19 protein-coding genes and 2 pseudogenes are annotated in these 17924 nt (G+C 66.2%); 13 read left to right on the forward strand and 8 right to left on the reverse strand.

Annotated elements, in window-relative coordinates:
* Window positions 1–5: 5 nt before the first annotated feature.
* From MZV50_RS22250 to MZV50_RS22275, 6 genes are all read right to left on the reverse strand, one after another.
* The gene (locus tag MZV50_RS22250) at window positions 6–155 is read right to left on the reverse strand and encodes a hypothetical protein (protein WP_252631513.1); all 150 of its coding nucleotides are present in this window, start codon (window positions 153–155) and stop codon (window positions 6–8) included.
* The gene (locus tag MZV50_RS22255; RefSeq protein ID WP_252631514.1) at window positions 155–946 is read right to left on the reverse strand and encodes an SDR family NAD(P)-dependent oxidoreductase; all 792 of its coding nucleotides are present in this window, start codon (window positions 944–946) and stop codon (window positions 155–157) included. The genes MZV50_RS22250 and MZV50_RS22255 overlap by 1 nt, the downstream gene beginning before the upstream one ends.
* Entirely contained in the window at window positions 946–2136 is a 1191-nt protein-coding gene (locus MZV50_RS22260) for a zinc-dependent alcohol dehydrogenase (RefSeq protein ID WP_252631515.1), read from the reverse strand. Before MZV50_RS22260 ends, MZV50_RS22255 begins: the two co-directional genes overlap by 1 nt.
* A 28-nt stretch (window positions 2137–2164) precedes the next feature.
* The gene (locus MZV50_RS22265) at window positions 2165–2752 is read right to left on the reverse strand and encodes an SRPBCC family protein (protein ID WP_252631516.1); all 588 of its coding nucleotides are present in this window, start codon (window positions 2750–2752) and stop codon (window positions 2165–2167) included.
* Window positions 2753–2861: 109 nt separating this feature from the next.
* Window positions 2862–3281 carry a DUF6766 family protein gene (locus MZV50_RS22270; RefSeq protein ID WP_252631517.1) on the reverse strand — a complete coding sequence of 140 codons (420 nt, stop codon included), beginning with the start codon at window positions 3279–3281 and terminating at the stop codon, window positions 2862–2864.
* Window positions 3278–5374, reverse strand: a complete 2097-nt coding sequence (locus MZV50_RS22275) for a glycoside hydrolase family 65 protein (RefSeq protein WP_252631518.1) — start codon at window positions 5372–5374, stop codon at window positions 3278–3280. Before MZV50_RS22275 ends, MZV50_RS22270 begins: the two co-directional genes overlap by 4 nt.
* A 112-nt stretch (window positions 5375–5486) precedes the next feature.
* On the opposite strand from MZV50_RS22275, the gene MZV50_RS22280 reads away from it, so the two are divergent.
* From MZV50_RS22280 to MZV50_RS22330, 11 genes are all read left to right on the forward strand, one after another.
* The gene (locus tag MZV50_RS22280; RefSeq protein WP_252631519.1) at window positions 5487–5786 is read left to right on the forward strand and encodes an SDR family NAD(P)-dependent oxidoreductase; all 300 of its coding nucleotides are present in this window, start codon (window positions 5487–5489) and stop codon (window positions 5784–5786) included.
* 6 nt (window positions 5787–5792) lie between these two features.
* Window positions 5793–6524 (forward strand): DUF72 domain-containing protein, encoded by a 732-nt coding sequence (locus MZV50_RS22285; protein WP_252631520.1) that lies wholly within the window; start codon window positions 5793–5795, stop codon window positions 6522–6524.
* 4 nt (window positions 6525–6528) lie between these two features.
* Complete coding sequence (locus tag MZV50_RS22290) at window positions 6529–6945, forward strand: VOC family protein (RefSeq protein ID WP_252631521.1); 417 nt, start codon at window positions 6529–6531, stop codon at window positions 6943–6945.
* A complete protein-coding gene (xth, locus tag MZV50_RS22295; protein WP_252631522.1) occupies window positions 6945–7721 on the forward strand; it encodes an exodeoxyribonuclease III in 777 nt (258 codons plus the stop codon). Before MZV50_RS22290 ends, xth begins: the two co-directional genes overlap by 1 nt.
* A complete protein-coding gene (locus MZV50_RS22300; RefSeq protein WP_252631523.1) occupies window positions 7721–8230 on the forward strand; it encodes an inorganic diphosphatase in 510 nt (169 codons plus the stop codon). Before xth ends, MZV50_RS22300 begins: the two co-directional genes overlap by 1 nt.
* Before the next feature lie 32 nt (window positions 8231–8262).
* The gene (locus MZV50_RS22305) at window positions 8263–8556 is read left to right on the forward strand and encodes a hypothetical protein (protein WP_252631524.1); all 294 of its coding nucleotides are present in this window, start codon (window positions 8263–8265) and stop codon (window positions 8554–8556) included.
* 5 nt (window positions 8557–8561) lie between these two features.
* Window positions 8562–8777, forward strand: a complete 216-nt coding sequence (locus MZV50_RS22310; protein ID WP_252631525.1) for a YetF domain-containing protein — start codon at window positions 8562–8564, stop codon at window positions 8775–8777.
* A 134-nt stretch (window positions 8778–8911) separates the two neighbouring features.
* Window positions 8912–9229 (forward strand): plasmid stabilization protein, encoded by a 318-nt coding sequence (locus tag MZV50_RS22315; protein ID WP_252631526.1) that lies wholly within the window; start codon window positions 8912–8914, stop codon window positions 9227–9229.
* Between the two features lie 9 nt (window positions 9230–9238).
* Window positions 9239–9541: a DUF2188 domain-containing protein gene (locus tag MZV50_RS22320; RefSeq protein WP_252631527.1), complete on the forward strand. Its 303-nt coding sequence runs from the start codon at window positions 9239–9241 to the stop codon at window positions 9539–9541.
* Window positions 9542–9723: 182 nt separating this feature from the next.
* Window positions 9724–10521, forward strand: coding sequence for an SDR family oxidoreductase (locus tag MZV50_RS22325; RefSeq protein WP_289781887.1), 798 nt, complete (start codon window positions 9724–9726; stop codon window positions 10519–10521).
* A gap of 679 nt (window positions 10522–11200) precedes the next feature.
* Window positions 11201–11692, forward strand: coding sequence for a hypothetical protein (locus MZV50_RS22330; RefSeq protein WP_252631528.1), 492 nt, complete (start codon window positions 11201–11203; stop codon window positions 11690–11692).
* A gap of 311 nt (window positions 11693–12003) precedes the next feature.
* Here the strand turns inward: MZV50_RS22330 and MZV50_RS22335 are convergent, their stop codons facing one another.
* Complete coding sequence (locus tag MZV50_RS22335) at window positions 12004–13701, reverse strand: M61 family metallopeptidase (protein ID WP_252631529.1); 1698 nt, start codon at window positions 13699–13701, stop codon at window positions 12004–12006.
* A 1130-nt stretch (window positions 13702–14831) separates the two neighbouring features.
* On the opposite strand from MZV50_RS22335, the pseudogene MZV50_RS26620 reads away from it, so the two are divergent.
* A pseudogene (locus MZV50_RS26620) lies at window positions 14832–14912 on the forward strand (hypothetical protein); the annotation flags it as partial.
* 48 nt (window positions 14913–14960) lie between these two features.
* Here MZV50_RS26620 and traG read toward each other — a convergent pair.
* Window positions 14961–16315: pseudogene (gene traG / locus MZV50_RS22340) on the reverse strand (IncP-type conjugal transfer protein TraG); the annotation flags it as partial.
* Between the two features lie 266 nt (window positions 16316–16581).
* On the opposite strand from traG, the gene MZV50_RS22345 reads away from it, so the two are divergent.
* Window positions 16582–17913: a Fic family protein gene (locus MZV50_RS22345; protein WP_252631530.1), complete on the forward strand. Its 1332-nt coding sequence runs from the start codon at window positions 16582–16584 to the stop codon at window positions 17911–17913.
* Window positions 17914–17924 lie beyond the last annotated feature (11 nt).

The raw sequence follows: 17924 nt of genomic DNA on the forward strand, positions 1-17924 counted from the left end.
CAGGATCAGTCCGCGCCGTTGCCAGGATCGTCGGCCGAAGGATCGGTGGTCGCGTCCGTCTTGCGGTTTGGATCGAGCGCGGGCGGCGGCGGCGCTTCGAGGCCCGCGTCGTTATCGGGCGCCTGTGATGGCGTGGCGTTGTCGGACCCGCCCATCAGGCTTTCCCCGAACCCGGCTCGGCCATCTTGCGATGCTGCCCGGCCAGCACGCTCTGCGGCGTCACCGCCGCCATCGCCGCCTGCAGCTTGTTCTTGAAGCCGGCGACGACATCGCCCTCGCCCTTCTGCATCGCCCGGTACCCCGTGAGAGCGACATCGGCCGGATCGGCCTTCTTCGGATCAGAGCCGACCTTGGTGTCGAGCATGTCGGCGCGTTCGAAGAACTCGGTATCGGTCGGGCCCGGCATCAGGCAGCTGACGGTGACGTTGGTGTCCTTCAGCTCGTTGCGCAGCGCCCAGGCGAAGCTGTCGAGGAACGCCTTGGTGCCGTTGTAGACCGCCTGGAACGAGCCAGGCATCAGGCCGGCAATGGAGCCGGTGATCAGGATCCTGCCACGGTCGCGCTCGCGCATGTCGCGGGCAACCTGCTGGATCAGATAGACCGTGCCGGTGATGTTGGTGTCGATGACGAACCGCGCCTCGTCCCAATCCTGGTCTAGGAAGCCATGACCCAGGCCGCGGCCGGCGTTAGCCATCAGGGCGTCGACCTGACGGTCCCCGATCAGGGCCAGCAATTGATCGACGCCGTCGGTGGTCGACAGGTCGACCTGCAGCCCGTCGACCTTTCCGCCGTGCTGTTCCAAGGCGTCCTTGGCCTCGACGATGGATGGCTCGTCCGCCGCGATGACCAGGTCATAGCCGTCCTCGGCGGCCAGCCGGGCCAGTTCATGACCGATGCCGGACGAAGCGCCGGTCACCACGGCTAGGGGGCGAAGATCCTCGATCATCATGCGGCTTCCTTCTGCCAGTCGGGCTTGAGGACGACCTTGGTCACCTCGTTCTGGTTTTCCTTGAACATCTTGTAGCCGTCCGGCGCGCTCTCCAGCGGCAGGCGGTGGCTGATCAGGAAGGTGGTGTCGATGACGCCTTCGCCGATCAGGTCGAGCAGCGGGCGCAGGTACTTGTGGACGTGGGTCTGGCCCGTGCGGATCTGCAGGCCCTTCTCCATCAGCGCGCCGATCGGGATCTTGTCGCCCATGCCGCCATAGACGCCGGGGATCGAAACGCGGCCGCCGGTGCGGCAGGCCATCAGCACCTCGCGCAGGACGTGGGCGCGGTCGGTGCCAAGACGGGTGGCGACCTTGACCGCGTCGACGACGTTGTCGAACGAGAAGCCGTGGCTCTCCATGCCGACCGCGTCGATGCACGCGTCGGGCCCGATGCCGCCGGTCATGGCCATCAGGGCCTCACGGACCTTGACGTCGTGGTAGTTGATCACCTGCGCGCCCATCGACGCGGCCAGGTCCAGGCGGTGGGGATGATGGTCGATGGCGATCACCTTGTGTGCGCCCTGGATCAGGGCGCTCTGGATGGCGAAGAGCCCGACCGGGCCGCAGCCCCAGACCGCCACGGTGTCGCCCGGCTCGATTTGGCAGTTCTCGGCCGCCATCCAGCCGGTCGGCAGGATGTCGGACAGGAACAGCACCTTGTCGTCCTCAAGCCCGTCGGGAATGACGATCGGTCCGACGTCGCTATAGGGCACGCGCACATACTCGGCCTGGCCGCCGGCATAGCCGCCGGTCATGTGGGAATAGCCAAAGAGGCCGGTCATCGCCGTGCCGTAGGCGATCTCGCCCAGGTCCTGGGTCTCGGCCGGATTGGAGTTCTCGCAGCCGGAGAACTGCTGTTTCTCGCAATGGAAGCACTTGCCGCAGGCGATCACGAAGGGGACCACGACGCGCTGGCCCTTCTGCAGGGTCGAGCTCGGGCCGGTCTCGACGACCTCGCCCATGAACTCGTGGCCCAGGATGTCGCCCTTTTCCATCGAGGGGATCATGCTGTCGTAGAGGTGCAGGTCCGAGCCGCAGATGGCCGTCGAGGTGATCTTGATGATGGCGTCGCGGGGGTTGACGATCTTGGGATCGGGCACGGTGTCCATGCGAACGTCGTGTTTGCCGTGCCAGGTCAGGGCGCGCATGGGCGTCTCCTAGAAATAGGGTGAGGAATCAGCCTTGCGGCGCGGCGTCTTGGAACTTGGCGGTGGAGATCTCGCCGGTTTCCATCAGTTGCTTGAAGCGGCGTAGTTCGCGGCGGGCCTGGATCTTCGGCTCCTTCTGAAAGAGCTTGGCGATCAGCTTGCCCAGATCACCGCCAGGCGGCTCATAGGCGATGGTGGCGGTGACCTCCGTCCCGCGACCGGGCGGGGCATCCTTGAACGCGATCCGGCCGGCGTTCCTGATGTCGGCGCCCTCCACCGACTCCCAGGCCAGGACCTCGTTCTCGACCTCCTCGGTTAGCACGCTGTCCCATTCGACCGTCTTGCCGGCCGGCGCCTTGACCACCCAGTGCGAGCGGCGATCGTCGCCGGGCGTGACGCTTTCGACATTCTCCATGAAGAGCGCCAGATTGCGAAAATCGCGCCAGAACGCGTAGAGCTCCGCACGGGGACGATTGATGGTCACGGTGCGGCCGACCAGGGCCGCGTTGCTCCAGCCGAACTCGTCAGCGACCTCGTGGGCGATGTCGCGCTGGTGCACGGCGGCGGTCAGCGGCGCGTCGCTTTCCCGCGCCTGTGCGATGGTGTCTTGGGACATTTGGAACACTCCTCCTGCCCGCCTTCAACCACCCTTCCGGCATCTTGTTCCTACAGCAAAGTCAGAGACTTAAGTCCGACCCCACTGTCGGCTCGCCGACATCGCCCCGTCACTCATGTCCGGTCACAACGTCGGTACTGCCGTGGCCGTGAGGCTTGGAATGACCGCTCGCCCTCAGGTATCGCCGATCGATCTCGGCGATGATGTCCTCGGCTCTGTCTCCCGCCTGGAGACGGATGAGAGCGTCGAGCTTGGCTTCGGTGCGGTCGTCGTTCTCCTTGGACGACGGCGAGCCGACATAGAGGAAATAGGCCAGGCCCACGACCTGCCAGATCAATTGCAGGAACTCCGACTGCCAGTTCTCGAAAGTGTCGCGCCCCATCTCCACCAGGTAGGGCCCGAGCTGCGGCGCTTGGTGCAGGCTCTGCTGTTCGTCGACGAAGGCCCACCAGCCGAAGGCCCAGTGGCCGACGATGGAGACAAAGAAGAACAGCCCGGTCAACCAGGCATAGGCATAGCGCTTCATCATGAAGTTTCCTCTAGATCGCTGAGGGTCGCCGGCTCGCCGTGCCGCGCCTCCAGGCGCATGGGCCGACCGCGCACCCAGAGCCGGTCGATCTCGATCGCCGTCCAGCCCGACGGCAGGACCACCGGGGCCTTGAACCAGGTCTCCGGTTCGCCCTCGCCGGGCTCCAGGCGCGGGAAGCCCAGCACCAGGCTCGACAGGAAGCCGCCCATATTGGCGAAGAACGGACCGGCGCGGGGCTGCTCCGGGAACCGGTCGGGACGGTATTCGAGGATCTGGGCGAAGCGGCCGCTCTCGAACTTGGCGTAACCCTCGTCCAGCAGCTTCAGCGCCAGGGCCCGGTCGCCGGTCCGCGCCGCCCAGGCGCCGTACAGGGCCGACAGCATCGGGCTGCCGACATAGGTGTCGGCCAGGTCGAGATAGAACCGCAGGGTCGCCTGCTCATCCTCGGGATCGAGGCCATAGCCGAACGGCCACACGCCCATCAGGGAATCCGGCGTGCCGCCCTTCTCCTCGGCCTTGCGGTAGCCGTCGTGCGACACGACCACCCGGTCGCGGCGAGGCAGGACCATGCCGTCGGCGACGGCCCGCCAGCGCGGATCGACCGACCGGCCCAGGCGCTCGCCCACCCGGATCGCGTCGTTCAGCACCACCACGGCGGCCATGTTGGTGAAGGCGGCGTTGTCCACCGGCTGTTCGCGCTCGGCGACGCCCATGGAGGCCCGGATCTCGTAGCCCTCGGCGGTCTTGTGGACGCGCGAGACGATCCATTCGGCGACGCCGGCCAGAACCGGCCAGGCTTTCTCGCGCCGGAACTCGCCCTCGCCGGTGGCGTCGGCGAACAGGGCGAAGGCCCGGGCCACGTCCAGCGAGACGTGGTCCTCGTGCCAGCACGCCGTGCCCGGCAGGGGCGCGGCTTCCTCCCCCTTCGACGGCGAGCTCTCCCACGGGAACTGCGCGCCCTGGCGACCCATCAATTGAGCGTTGGTCCGGGCGGCCTGGAGGTTGCGGAAGCGGTAGTTCAGCAGGGCGTGGGCCGCTGCGGGCTGCAGCAGGGTCAGGACCGGGGTGGCGAAGGCCTCGATGTCCCACATCACGTGGCCGTAATAGTAGTGATAGTCGTGCCAGGTGGCCAAACCGAAGATCGAGGTCGAGGCGCACGACGAGGCGTGGACCGAGGTGTTCAGGTAGAAGAACGCCGCGTCGGCCAGGGCCTGCCAGCGCTCGTCCGCCCCAACCAGCCGCACCCGTCCCTTCCAGAGCTCGTCCCAGGCCGCGCGGTTCTCGGCGCGGACGGCATCGAAGCCGTCGTGGCGCGCCTTGGCGGCCATTCGTCCCGCGTGCTCGTCGGGACGGCCGTGCATGGCGCTGGGCGCCAGGCTGGTGATCTGGCGCAGGCGATAACGGGTCCGCGCGCTGGCGCGGAAGGCGTAGGTGGTGATCAGGCCCTGGCCGTCCAGGGCCGGACGCGCTGGCTCCGCATCCGCCGCCGCGCCGCCGGTGATCTCAGTGACATAGGCCAGACCCAGACGGTCCAGTCCGCCGGCCGACTCCCACAGCAGGGCGCCGTCGACGTCGGCCTTGCCCTCGCCGGGCGTGCCGCGCAGGAACCGCAGCGCCCGGCCCAGGACGCCGGTGGTCTCGACGCCCGCGCGGACCTGCAGGTCGCAGGCGCCGTCCGCCTCGAGCGTGGTCTCCTGGCAGACCAGGGTCGGATCCTCGCGGCTGGCGAAGGTCAGCACCGTGCAGACCAGGCGACGCTCGCCGGCCTGGAAGACGAACCGGCTGGTCAGCTCGCCCGTGGCGAAATCATAGGCCTGCTCCAGATCGCCGACCTGATGCGGCAGGTCCGACAGCCAGGCCCCGTCGACGGCGATGTCGCCGGCCAGCGGATAGGGTGCGGGCGTCGCCCCCTCGATCCGCCGCTCCGGATCCTCGCCGGCATAGCCGCTGACGATGGTCATGCCCGCCTGCAGCGGCTGGCAGCGCACGCGCAGGCCGATCAGGCCGTTGCTGACATAGGCGGGCAGTTCACGGCCGCCGTCGCCCGAGAAGGGCGGCGGGCTGATGGGGACGATTGCGTCTTTTCTTGCCACGTCTTCCCTCCAGGTTGGCTTTCCGTCTGCTCAACTCCGTTCCGATGCGATGGTTCGCGAACCCGTCCGCCCAGCGCGCGTTTGCCGTTCCAACCCTCAAAGGATGGACGCCATGGGACAGCTTGAAGGCCGGATCGCGATCGTCACCGGTTCGGATTGCGGGATCGGGCAAGGCATCGCCGAGGAGCTGGCGCGCGAACGCGCCGATGTCGCCATCACCTACCTGCACGACGAGGCCAGCGCCGACGAGACGCGCCATAGGGTCGAGGCCTGCGGCCGCCGGGCCTTCGTAACCCGGCTGGACCAGGCCGACGAGGCCTCGGTGACTGCGCTCTTCGACGGCGTGGCCGAAGCGCTGGGCGCGCCCGACATCGACGGCGGGCTGGAGACCAACTGGGGCCAGGACGGTTAGGGCGCCATGTCAAAGGCTAAGGCGCGCACAGGCTGCTCGGGCTGGACCTATGACGACTGGCGCGGCCCCTTCTACCCGCAGGGCGTGCGCCTGAAGGACCGGCTGGGCTATTACGCCTCGGTCTTCGACACGACCGAGATCAACGGCAGCTTCTATCGCCTGCCGACCGACAAGGCGGTGCGGGCCTGGGCCGATCAGGCCCCTGAGGGCTTCCTGTTTTCCTGGAAGGTCTCGCGCTACGTCACCCACAACAAGAAGCTCAAGGATTGCCGCGACAGCGTCGAGTTGGTGTTCGGCCGCATGGCCCCGCTGGGCGACAAATACGGTCCGGCCCTGGTCCAGCTGCCGCCGATGCTTCATCGCGACGATGAGCGGCTCAAGCGGTTCCTGTCTTGGATCCCCAAGGGCCGCCGGGTCACGGTGGAATTTCGCCACGCCAGCTGGTACGAGCCCGCGGTGCTCGACATCCTGCGTGACCGGGGCGCCGCGTTCTGCGTCTCGGACCATCACGACGCGCCCTCGCCCTGGGAGGTCACCGCCGATTTCGCCTATGTGCGCGGCCATGGGCCAGGCGGGCACTATCATGGGCGTTATTCGTCGGCCGAGCTTGATGACTGGGCCGCCTGGATCGAGGCGCGGCGCAAGGCCGGCGTCGAGGTCTTCAGCTATTTCGACAATGACGTGAAGAGCGCCGCGCCGAAGGACGCCAGGCTGCTGATCGATCGCCTGAAGCCTTAGGCGGATGAAGTCGCGAACCGGCCCGCGCCACACGCGTTGCCTGGGCATGCAGGTTCTCGACATCGACCACGCCGCGATCAGGACCGCCCGCCTGGCGGAGACCCAGGCCTTCTTCACGGATGTGCTTGGGCTGCGGCTGGGGCCACGCCCGGCCTTCGCATTCGACGGCGCCTGGCTCTACGCCGGCGACAAGGACGTGGTGCATCTGGTCGAGACCGAGCACGACAAGCTTCCCTCCCCGATCTCGTCGATCAATCACTTCGCCCTGCGGGTCGCCGACTTCGACGCAGCCGTGGCGCACCTTGAAAAGCAGGGCGTGCCGTTCAAGACCGATGTGACGCCCGGTGGGGAGCTGCGCCAGATTTACGTGACCGATCCAAACGGCGTGCGGGTCGAGCTCAACGCGCCGGGTCCGGCCTGATGCGCATCGCCACCTTTAACGTCAACGGGATCACCGCTCGCTTACCGGCCCTGCTGGCCTGGCTCGACCAGACCAAACCCGACATCGCCTGCCTGCAGGAGCTGAAGGCGCCGCAGGAGCGGTTTCCCAAGGCGGCGCTGGAAGACGCGGGCTACGGCGCGATCTGGCATGGCCAAAGCGCCTGGAACGGCGTGGCGATCCTCCAGCGCGGCGGCCAGCCGGTCGAGCGCCGTCGCGGCCTGCCCGGCGATCCGGCCGATCTGCACAGCCGCTACATCGAAGCGCAGATCGGCGACCTGGTGATCGGCGGTCTCTACCTGCCCAACGGCAACCCCGCGCCGGGCCCCAAATACGATTACAAGCTCAGCTGGCTGAAACGCTTCGAGGGCCACGCCTGCGACTTGATGGCGGAAAAGCGCCCCGTGGTCCTGGCCGGCGACTACAACATCATCCCCACGGATCTGGACGTCTACGTCCCCGACCGCTGGCGCGACGACGCCCTCTTCCGACCCGAGGTGCGCGCCGCCTACGAGCGCTTGCTGGGCCAAGGCTGGATCGATGCTTTGCGGACGATGCACCCCGGCGAGACGATCTACACGTTCTGGGACTATCTGCGCCGGCGCTTCGAGCGCAACGCGGGCCTGCGCATCGACCACTTGCTGCTAAGCCCGGACCTGGCTCCGCGCCTGAAGGCGGCCGACGTCGACCGTTTCGCCAGGGCCGGCGAGCGGCCCAGCGACCACGCTCCGACATGGGTCGAACTGGAGGACCGATGATGAGCGACCTGACGCGCCTGGATCATCGCCTCGATCTGACGGCGCTCACTTGCCGCGCCGTGATCGAGACGCCGAAGGGACGGGGCGGCAAGCTGGCTTACGACCCGGTTTCCGGCGCCTTCGAGCTCAAGCGGATGCTGCCCGACGGGATGAGCTTTCCGCTCGACTTCGGGTTCGTGCCCGGCACGCGGGGACAGGACGGCGATCCGCTCGACATCCTGGTCCTGGGCGATGAGCCCTCGCCCGTCGGAACGCAGCTCGCCCGTCTGATCGGCGTGATCGAGGCCGAGCAGACCGAGGATGGAAAGACCGTTCGCAACGACCGCATCCTGGCCGTCGCCATCGTCTCGCACCTCTTCGCCAAGGTCGAGACCGTCGGCGACCTCGATGCGGATTTCGTCAAGAACCTGACGGCGTTCGGGGAGAACTACGACGCCCTGCGCGGCGTGCGGTTCAAGGTCCTCGCCGTTCGCGACGGCCAGGCCGCCGCGCGGCTGATCGGCGGGTAGAACCATTCATCGACCATCGGCATTCGACGCCCATGGAAACCTTCCGCACCCTGATCGGTCCGGACACCGGCGAGGCCACCGCCCTCCAGCTTTGCGCGCGAGCGGTGATCCTGTTCGTCTTCGGCGTGGTTTGCATCCGCATACCCGGTCGGCGGACCTTTTCCCAGATCACCCCGCTCGACATCGTCGTGGCCTTGATCGTCGGGTCGAACATCAGCCGGGCCATGACCGGCAAGGCGCCGTTCTTCGGGGGCCTGGCCGCGACCCTGGTCGTGATCGTCCTGCACCGGCTCCTGGCCATGGCGACCTTGCATTGGAGCCCCTGACGCGGTTGCTGAAAAGCGCGCCGGCGATCCTGGTGCGCGACGGGGTCGTTGACGAGGCGGCCCTGCGCCGGCACGCGATCAGCCAGGCCGACCTGGCCGAGGGCCTGCGCATGGAACAGATCGAGCGCATCGAGGAGGTGCGCCTGGCCACGCTGGAGGCCGGCGGCAAGATCAGCGTCGTGCCGTCCAGATCCCGCCTAGCAGCCACATCTGGCTCGTAATGACCTCGCTTCGAGCGGGTCCAGCGGGTCGGTTGCGTCGGCTTTCTGACAGAACCACAGGCTTGCAATCGCGTTCTGACCAAAATGGTCAGGGACGCGCGCCGTCGCCCCGCCTTCAGTCAGGGAGTTGCGCCATGCCGCGAGGAGACAAGTCCAGCTACACCGACAAGCAGGAACGCAAGGCCGACCACATCGCCGAGTCCTACGAGGATAAGGGTGTGTCGGCCAAGGAAGCCGAGCGCCGGGCCTGGGCCACCGTCAACAAGGACGATGGCGGCGGCAAGAAATCTGGTTCGGGCCGCGGCAAGTCTACCGGCCACCCCGCCGCGCACAAGGGTGGCGAAAAGGGCGGCAAGGCCTCGGCCTCGCGCAGCGCGGCCGAGCGGCCCGCCTCGGCCAAGAAGGCTGCCGCCACGCGTAAGCGTAACGCCGAACACCACGCCCACTCTTGAGGGGGCGTCATGACCTGCGTTTTCCACGTCGCGCCGTTCGACGGCGGCTGGTGCGTCAAGATCTGCGACACCGGCGAGGTGCTGTTCTTCAAAACCGGCGGCGAAGCCGAGCGCCAGGCCCGCCGGTTGGCCGCTCTGCATCCCGGCCCTAGCGAGGTGCGGGTGCACGACCGCCAGGGACGGCAGGTTGGTCGCTGGATCGATGGCGCCTCGCTGCTCGACCACGAGCTTCGCGCTTCGCGCGTCCCGCCCACCATCGCCTCGTCTCTGCCCCCTCTTCTACCGGAGCCCGTCGATGACCGAGCCGCCTGACAAGGAACGCCGTCTGATCCTGGCCGCCGCCACCGCCACCGGCGGCCTCGCCGTCGCCGCTCCCGCGGCGGCCCAAAGCCAGAAGGCAAAACCCATGGGCCCGCCCCGCCCGATCCGACCACGGCCTATCCAAGGCCGCCGTTTCCAAGCAGCAGCAGCCCTGGCCAGGCCTGACCAGCAAGATGGATCCCAGGCCCGACCATGGCGAGACCAGCTACAAGGGCTCGGGCCGTCTTCAGGGTCGCAAGGCGCTGCTGACGGGCGGCGACAGCGGCATTGGCCGGGCCGCCGCCATCGCCTTCGCCCGCGAGGGCGCGGACGTGGCGATCAACTATCTGCCGGCCGAGGAGCCCGACGCCCAGGAAGTGGCCAAACTGATCCGCGACGCCGGGCGCAAGGCGGTGCTGATCCCCGGCGACATCAAGGACGAGACCTTCTGCCAACAGTTGGTTGAGCGCGCCGTCCGCGAGCTGGGCGGCCTCGACATCCTGGTCAACAACGCCGCCAAGCAGTTCTCGCGAGACTCCATCCTCGACATCACGACCGCCGAGTTTGACGAGACCTATAAGACCAATGTCTATGCGATGTTCTGGATCACCAAGGCCGCCGTGCCGCACCTGAAAGCCGGTTCGGCGATCATCAACACCGCCTCGGTCAACGCCTATGACCCCAGCGAGAACCTGCTCGACTACGCCTCCACCAAGGGCGCGATCATGATCTTCAGCAAGGGCCTGGCCAAGCAACTTGCGCCCAAGGGGATCCGGGTCAACGCCGTGGCCCCGGGTCCTTTCTGGACGCCGCTGCAGGTCACCGGCGGCCAGCCGCCCGACAAGCTGCCGCAGTTTGGGGCCGACAGCCCGATGGGCCGGCCCGGTCAGCCGGCGGAACTGGCGGGCATCTATGTGCTGCTGGCCTCGCCGGAGTCGAGCTACTCGACGGGCCAAGTGTTCGCGGCCGTCGGAGGACGTGGCGGGCCGTGAAAGCGGGTCCCCGATGCGCAACGCCCTGCTGCGCTCGATGCGCATGACAGCCCAGGGGAGGAGAACTTGACTTACTTTTGTTACGTTTACTCCGAGAATTCTCAAACACCCCACATGGAAGCGCTGGCGAGCCGATCGCTTTTCGAGGCCAAGATTCAAACGAGCCGGATCTTGGTAGAACGAGCTCATCCGCTCCGGGCCGAGCTGTTCGATGAAGACCGGCGCGTAGCGACAATATCGCCGCAGGAAGCCATAGAGCGCCTCAACGGCGAGATCGGATACACCTCCTTGTCGTAGGCGCGGGCCAACGCCACCGACGGGATGGCCATTTTGAAATCACCATAAGCGGCGACCGGCTGTCCTGCGCCAAGAGCCGCCCTTGGCACACCTCCAGGAACCTGACATTCAGCCCGCCGAGCGCGAGGGCGAGATCGACCCTTCACGGCAGTTCGGTATGTCCGCTAAACGGCTTCCCGGAAGTCTACTTCACTCCACAGGCTGGAATCGCCTCGTCAACCGCTATCGCCGCGGCCATCGTCACGAGGCGGGAAAAGACCGCGTCAAGGCTTTGAGGCCTTCCTGGCCTTAAGGCGGTAGCAGAAAGGTCGCTGTGGCCGATCACAAGCTGGTATATGCGGCATGCCGCAGGGTCGGGCCACGCAGGCCGGTGGAGGGACTGATGGGCCGCGACAACTACGGGTCGGGAAGACCCAGAAGCATCGGTGCCACAGTCCGTGACGTAATACTTATGGTGCCCGTCGTCTGTATTGGCGGACTTGCCGTATACACGACGATTCAGCGGCTCGAGCGCACAACGAAAGCAGCGCGTTGGCAACCAGCGGCGGACGTTGAGATTGTCACCGTGCAAGGCCACTTTGACGGCTCGTTTAACCCGTCGGCTCGAAGGCCAATAAGATTCACTACCACTGACGGCAAAACGATCGCACTGGACTGTTACGCCAGTAGGGGCATCTACAGCGTGTCCAACCTGAATACCTGCCTGCCCATGCTGAACGCTGGGTTGCTGCCGCAAGACGCTATATACACGGTAAAATACTATATCAATATCTATGATAAAGGTGATAGCTTCGAGAGTGTCATTCTGAGGGTCAATGATAATCGAGAAGTATTGTTTGAGCAGTCTATTTCGGATTCGGCATTGCCGCGCTAAGACGCATGATCATCCCCGTTCAACTCAATAATGCCGCGCAGGCGTCCTCGTCCGCTCCACGCCCAATGGATGCTTGATCATCCGAGCCAAGGTCCGGTTAGCGGCGTGCTGCCGACTTCGGTTCACCACCCTGCCCGGCTGTTGAAACCGTCAGCTTCGTGATCGGCCCGGGCCGGCTTCACTGCGGCCGGGGAGCGCCAAGAGCCGCCCTTGGCACACCTCCAGGAACCTGACATTCAGCCCGCCGAGCGCGAGGGCGAGATCGACCCGTTACGGACCTCGGAAACGTCTGTTGCTGACCGTCTTGGACTTCAGTGGCTCGCGCAGTCACCATCCACCGGGCGCAACTCCATGCGCTGTGTGGTCAGCCGATCCTTTCCTTCGGGCTTGAAGTGAAAGTCGCGCTCCGAACCATCAGCCGAGCTGACCCGGATCGTAAAGTCGACAGTGGAATCGTTCGAATGATCGAACGATCGCGCCAAGACACGCATGCCGTTACGAACGCCTGCTCGCCAGGCCGGGGAGTCTTCACGCAGACCGGTGATGACACCGCCCGCGGCTGAAGTGGCTTGCTGATCCCAGCCCCGGTCATAGACGGCTTGCTCCCGCTGGACGAGGCGGAAGCAGCTTCCGATGGCGTCATAGGGCAGATCGATGGACTGACCCTCGTCCAGATAGCGGGCGAGGTCATTTGAGACGTCCAAGCCGAACTTGGCCGCCACTTGCGGGAAAAGGCGAAAAGCAGGGACCTCAGGAGATTCTGCGGCCGCCTCGCGTTGAGCTCGTATGAGATCGTCCAGCATGATCTTGTCATGGCTCTGGGCGCGGAGCCGGGCGTCCCACAGGGCCGCCAACAATGCGCCGCGCTGGTAAGGTAATCGTTGCGCGTACGGATCTTTCCAAAACCGCTCTGCGGACTGGGCGTTGGGCATGTTGCGGACCGGAGACATCGCGTAGCCGATCAGCGCGTCGTTCCAGAGGTCAACGAACCGCTGCGGTGAGATCACACCGGAACGAAGCAGCAGCCGTCGTGCGTAGAAGTCCGTAAAGCCCTCGCTGAACCAAAGACCAAGGCTGCCCTGAGGACCTTGCCCTCCCAACTGGCCGGGGTTCCAAGTGTGGAAGTTCTCGTGAGCGAAGAGAACAGCGAGGTCTTCCAAGGTGGTGTTGGGGGTAACCTGGGTCGTGAAACCCGCGCTGCGACCGTTGCCTTGGACGGTTTTCGAGAACGCCGAAGGAGCGACGAGCGGCGACATCGTCACCAGGAAGGGCGCGGAGGGATCTCCCCAGAAGGCGCGCTGGCTCGACAGAATGCGCTCGGCGAGTTCGGTGGCCTGCTGCGGGCGGAAGGAGAAGGCGCCTACGATGGCGAAACGGACCGGGCCCGATCGCGCGATCTGAACGTCTTTGCCGCCAATGACGATGCTGGTCTGGACATCATGCAACGTGCCTTGGCGCGTTCCTTGATGCTCTTTGCCGTCGATTGTCTCAAGGTCCGAAGCAAAGGTTAAATCGGTTTGGCCGAGCCAATCGAACCGTGCGGGCGTGTTGTTTTCGTCAGCATCGGCGTAAGGCCGAGCGAAGAGGGACGCGCCGCCGACGTGAAACCAGCCTGGACGAATGATCGGGCGATAGAGCCTGGCTTCGTCGATCAGCGGGTCATGATTGAAACCGGGGACGACTGTGTAGGCGGCGGTGAGGCGCGCGCCAGATTTGGCGTGAATGACGCGGTGGCCAGGATCGGGGGCGTCGATCGATGTCGCCCCATCAATGCGTAGATCACGGACGTTGCGCCAGCCTTCACCGCTTCCGCCGCCATAGCCGCTAGGAAGCTCAAACTGCGTCGCGCCCGTCGTAGACGCCCTGAATGTGATCGTTACGGAAAGCGCGGTGAACCTGCCGTCCGCATCCAAAACGGGCGCCAGACTGTAGTCGACGGGAGTTTGATTGGGAGCCGTTGCGCCGATCCGGGGCAGGGCCAGACATCCAGCCGCGACTAGGGCGGTCAATAGCCGTCGCGCCATGTGAAAACGCCCCGATCTAGAATTGTCAGGAGCGTGCACGCAGCTCTGCACGCGAGCAAATTAAAGCGTGGTCAGAATGTCTCGGAGAGATAGGCGGAGCGGTACCGAGACCTCGTCGCCTTCCAAGGCCGCTTCACCACCCTGCCCGGCTGTTGAAACCGTCAGCTTCGTGATCGGCCCGGGCCGGCCTCACTGCGGCCGGGGAGCGCCAGTAACCGACATTGGCGCACTTCCAGGAACTCGACGTTCAGATCGCCGGTCGACCGGGCGAGATCGCCCCATGGCGGACCATCACCAGGGTCGGCTAGCATCCTCAGATGAGCGACTTCGAACGCCAAGTCAGGGACAACGCTGGCCGTGCCCACATCGATGCCGACGCCAAGAGGTGATGGTCCGCTCGACAAAGGCGCGGCGCTCCAGGCGGTAGCTGTCGGAAATCGTTGATCGGCCGCTCGGTGCCGTCCGATCGTCCCGTTTTCATGGCCGTTGCGGTCTGATTGTAGAGAAGCTTCGACACACCGTCGACGCCGTCAAGCCGGCCTGTCCATCGAGCCGGCTGCCCTGCTGACCGTTTCTGACACAGGAATGGATTATCCTTGTGCCCACGGTCATGTTTTCGGCTAAAGGCACGCGCCTGAATTTGAACACCGACCATTAACCAAGACTCGCGTTATCCTTGCGCGAGCATCAGAGAAGGGAGCGCTCCGATGACGATCCGGCATATTCTCGCGCTCCTAGACTCTCACGCCGAGGGTGATGAAGAGCGCCTGCTGTCGATCGCCCTGTCGATCGCCGCCACCGAAGCCCGCGCCGGCCACGCCGAAGACGCCAACGCCTTGAAAAAGGCCGTGCAGCGCATGCGCGAAGCGCGACGCGGTCCCGCCCCGATGGCGGCCGCGCCGATCCCGATGGCGCGCCCCCGCGGCGAGCTGCACACCATCGTAGAGAGCAGCTACCCCAAGACGCGCCTATCAGGCATGGTTCTGGCCCCGGCCACGGCCGACAAGCTGTCGCGTGTGGTTCGCCAGCAGGAGGCCCGCGCCACCCTGCGCGAGCACGGTCAGACCCCGGCCAGCCATCTGCTGCTGATCGGCCCGCCCGGCACTGGCAAGACCATGACCTCGGCAGCCCTGGCCGCCGAACTCCGCCTGCCGCTCTTCACCATCAAGATGGAGAGCGTGTTCAGCCGCTATATGGGCGAGACTGCCAGCAAGCTGCGCCTGGTGTTCGACCAGGTCGCCAGCATGCGCGGCGTCTATCTGCTGGAGGCTCTGGGCGATCAGGTAGGCGCGGACGCCGTAGCCGGCCATGAACGCCAGCTGGGTCTCGAAGAAGTCGAGCCGTCCCAGCGCTGGGAACTCGTCGAGCATCAGGAGGAGCTTGTGCTTGCGCTGCTTGGCCGGATCGCCCTCCAGGCGCTCGGTCAGCCGGCGGCCGATCTGGTTGAGCACCAGGCGCACCAGCGGCTTGGTGCGCGAGATGTCCGACGGCGGGATCACCAGGTAGAGGCTCACCGGCCACGGGGCGTCGACGAGATCGGCGATGCGCCAGTCGCAGGCGGCGGTCACCGCCGCCACGGTCGGGTCGCGGTAGAGACCCAGGAACGACATCGCCGTCGACAAGACACCGCTGCGTTCGTTCTCGGACTTGTTGAGGACCTCCCGCGCCGCGCTGGCCACCACGGGGTGGACGCGAGGCGCGTCCGGCGCGCCCAGGTGGTTAGTGGCCATCATCCGCCGCAGCGTGTGGGCGAACGAGCGCTGCGGGTCCGACAGGAAGGTCGCCACACGGGCGAGGGTCTTTTCCTCCTCGGCGTAGAGGACGTGGAGGATCGCCCCGACCAGGAGGCTGTGGCTGGTCTTTTCCCAGTGCGACCGACGCTCGAGCGCGCCGTCCGGATCGACCAGCACGTCGGCGATATTCTGAACGTCGCGGACCTCATTGGGTCCCTTGCGCACTCCAGCAGCGGATTGTAGCGCGCCGAGCGCGGGTCGGTCGGATTGAACAGCAGGCAGTGCGAGAACCGGGCGCGCCAGCCGGCGGTCAGGGTCCAGTTCTCGCCCTTGATGTCGTGGACCACGCAGCTGCCGAGCCACGACAGCAGGGTCGGCACGACGAGCCCGACACCCTTGCCCGAACGGGTCGGGGCGAAGGCCATGACATGCTCGGGGCCGTCGTGGCGCAGGTAGCGATCGCCCAGGCGGCCGAGGAACACGCCGCTCGCCCGAAAGAGGCCTGCGGCCGACACCTCGCGGGACGTTGCCCAACGCGATGAGCCGAAGGTGGTGGCCTGGGCGCTCTGGCGGGCGCGCCACAGCGATCCGGCGATCGCGCAGGCGCAGCCGAAGAAACCGCTGGTCCCGGCGATCAACCCCGCCCGGTCGAACACGGCCGGCGCATAGGCTTCGTAGTGGAACCACCAGTCGAAGAGCTGCCAGGGACGATAGATCGGCAGGGCGCCCAGCCTCGTCCAAGGCACGCCCAGTTCGGACTGATAGTCGAGCTGGGCAGCCGCCCACTGAGTGGCGGTCCAAACGCCCAGGATCATGACCGCGAAGACGGCGAGAACCTGGCCAATGAGGAGTTTGGTGGGCGTCACCGCGAGGGCTCCGTCGCCCGGCGCAGTACGCGGCGGGGTCGGACGGAGACTCGGTCCGGGGCCTATTTTCCCTTAGGTCGGCTAGGCCCGTGCGAGGCGCTGTCACGGCGCAACGCGGCCCCGCGCCATGCCTGGGTTCACGCAACCTTCTTTGCGCAAAGAGCTTCTTTCTTGCGCATTAGCCGACTTAGTTGCGCAATGACCGATTGCGCAACTATAGTTGCGCAATGTCACGCCCAGCGCCCGAAGACCTCGTCGATGCGATCTTGGCGGCCGTCGCCCCCGAGCCCGCTGGTCTGACCGTCAGTGAGGTCGCGCGGGTTCTTGGGGACGACACCGTGCGGCGGACGCTGCAGTACCGGTTGCAGCGCCTCGTCGAAACCGGCCGTCTCACCATGAGCGGCAATCGACGCACCGCACGCTATACGATCGCTGTCCCCAGCCGGGACGGCGCGCCGCCCCCCGCCGAGGTCGTCTCCATCTCGACCGCTGGTCGTGCGGCCCTGGACTATGTGCGCCAGCCTGTGGCCGCTCGGACCCCCGTTGGCTACGATCGCGCCTTTCTCGCTGGCTACCGTCCCAACGAGACCTTCTACCTCAGCGCTGGCGAGCGCGAACGCCTGGCGCGGATCAGCGCCCACGAGGGTGCCGCCGCGCCCGCCGGCACCTACGCCAAGCGGATCCTCGATCGGCTGCTGATCGACCTGGCCTGGAATTCCAGCCGTCTCGAAGGCAATACCTACTCGCTGCTGGATACGCGACGCCTCATCGACTTTGGCCAGGAGGCTGAAGGCCGGGCTCATCGCGAAGCCCAGATGATCCTGAACCACAAAGACGCCATCGAGTTTCTCGTCCAGTCGGCCGACGACATCGGCTTCAACCGCTATACGATCCTCAACCTCCACGCCCTCCTGGCCAACAACCTCTTGGCTGATCCGCAGGCGGTCGGGCGTCTGCGCCACATCGCCGTCGGCATCGAGCGCTCGGTCTTCCATCCCCTCGAAACGCCGCAGCTGATCGAGGAGTGCTTCGACCAGTTGCTGGCCAGCGCCGAGGCGATCACCGATCCGTTCGAGCAAGCCTTCTTCGTGATGGCGCAGCTGCCCTACCTGCAGCCCTTCGACGACGTGAACAAACGCGTCTCGCGCCTGGCCGCCAACATCCCCCTCGTTCGCGGCAACCTGACGCCGCTGTCGTTCACCGACGTGCCGGACGATCTCTACTCCCAGGCCATGCTGGCGGTTTACGAACGCCGCGAGATCGACCTGCTGAAGGATGTCTTTCTCTGGGCCTATGAGCGCTCGGCGGCGCGTTATGCCGCCGTCCGTCAATCGGTGGGCGAGCCCGACCCCTTCCGGCTGCGCCATCGCCAGGCGCTTCGCGACATGATCGGCGAGGTCGTGCGCCGCGCGCTGGGACGCACGGAGGCCGCTGACTATCTCAAGAGCCAGGCCTTGGTGCTCGCCGCCCCGGAAGATCGCGAGCAATTGGTCGAGGCCGCCGAGACCGAACTGCTCGCCCTGCATGAAGGCAACTTCGCGCGCTACCAGATCCGCCCAAGCCAGTATGAGGCTTGGCGTAAGGTCTGGGCCGCATAGGCAGGTGCAGC

This window comes from Caulobacter segnis (genome assembly GCF_023935105.1).
Classification (GTDB): domain Bacteria; phylum Pseudomonadota; class Alphaproteobacteria; order Caulobacterales; family Caulobacteraceae; genus Caulobacter; species Caulobacter segnis_B.

What these genes read in the sequence shown, in the direction of transcription:
- MZV50_RS22330 (WP_252631528.1), top strand. Translation starts at nt 11,201, where the DNA reads ATGGGCCGCGACAACTACGGGTCGGGAAGACCCAGAAGCATCGGTGCC.
- xth (WP_252631522.1), top strand. Translation starts at nt 6,945, where the DNA reads ATGCGCATCGCCACCTTTAACGTCAACGGGATCACCGCTCGCTTACCG.
- MZV50_RS22300 (WP_252631523.1), top strand. Translation starts at nt 7,721, where the DNA reads ATGAGCGACCTGACGCGCCTGGATCATCGCCTCGATCTGACGGCGCTC.
- MZV50_RS22305 (WP_252631524.1), top strand. Translation starts at nt 8,263, where the DNA reads ATGGAAACCTTCCGCACCCTGATCGGTCCGGACACCGGCGAGGCCACC.
- MZV50_RS22315 (WP_252631526.1), top strand. Translation starts at nt 8,912, where the DNA reads ATGCCGCGAGGAGACAAGTCCAGCTACACCGACAAGCAGGAACGCAAG.
- MZV50_RS22260 (WP_252631515.1), bottom strand. Translation starts at nt 2,136, where the DNA reads ATGCGCGCCCTGACCTGGCACGGCAAACACGACGTTCGCATGGACACC.
- MZV50_RS22250 (WP_252631513.1), bottom strand. Translation starts at nt 155, where the DNA reads ATGGGCGGGTCCGACAACGCCACGCCATCACAGGCGCCCGATAACGAC.
- MZV50_RS22265 (WP_252631516.1), bottom strand. Translation starts at nt 2,752, where the DNA reads ATGTCCCAAGACACCATCGCACAGGCGCGGGAAAGCGACGCGCCGCTG.
- MZV50_RS22285 (WP_252631520.1), top strand. Translation starts at nt 5,793, where the DNA reads ATGTCAAAGGCTAAGGCGCGCACAGGCTGCTCGGGCTGGACCTATGAC.
- MZV50_RS22280 (WP_252631519.1), top strand. Translation starts at nt 5,487, where the DNA reads ATGGGACAGCTTGAAGGCCGGATCGCGATCGTCACCGGTTCGGATTGC.
- MZV50_RS22325 (WP_289781887.1), top strand. Translation starts at nt 9,724, where the DNA reads ATGGATCCCAGGCCCGACCATGGCGAGACCAGCTACAAGGGCTCGGGC.
- MZV50_RS22270 (WP_252631517.1), bottom strand. Translation starts at nt 3,281, where the DNA reads ATGATGAAGCGCTATGCCTATGCCTGGTTGACCGGGCTGTTCTTCTTT.
- MZV50_RS22255 (WP_252631514.1), bottom strand. Translation starts at nt 946, where the DNA reads ATGATCGAGGATCTTCGCCCCCTAGCCGTGGTGACCGGCGCTTCGTCC.
- MZV50_RS22320 (WP_252631527.1), top strand. Translation starts at nt 9,239, where the DNA reads ATGACCTGCGTTTTCCACGTCGCGCCGTTCGACGGCGGCTGGTGCGTC.
- MZV50_RS22290 (WP_252631521.1), top strand. Translation starts at nt 6,529, where the DNA reads ATGAAGTCGCGAACCGGCCCGCGCCACACGCGTTGCCTGGGCATGCAG.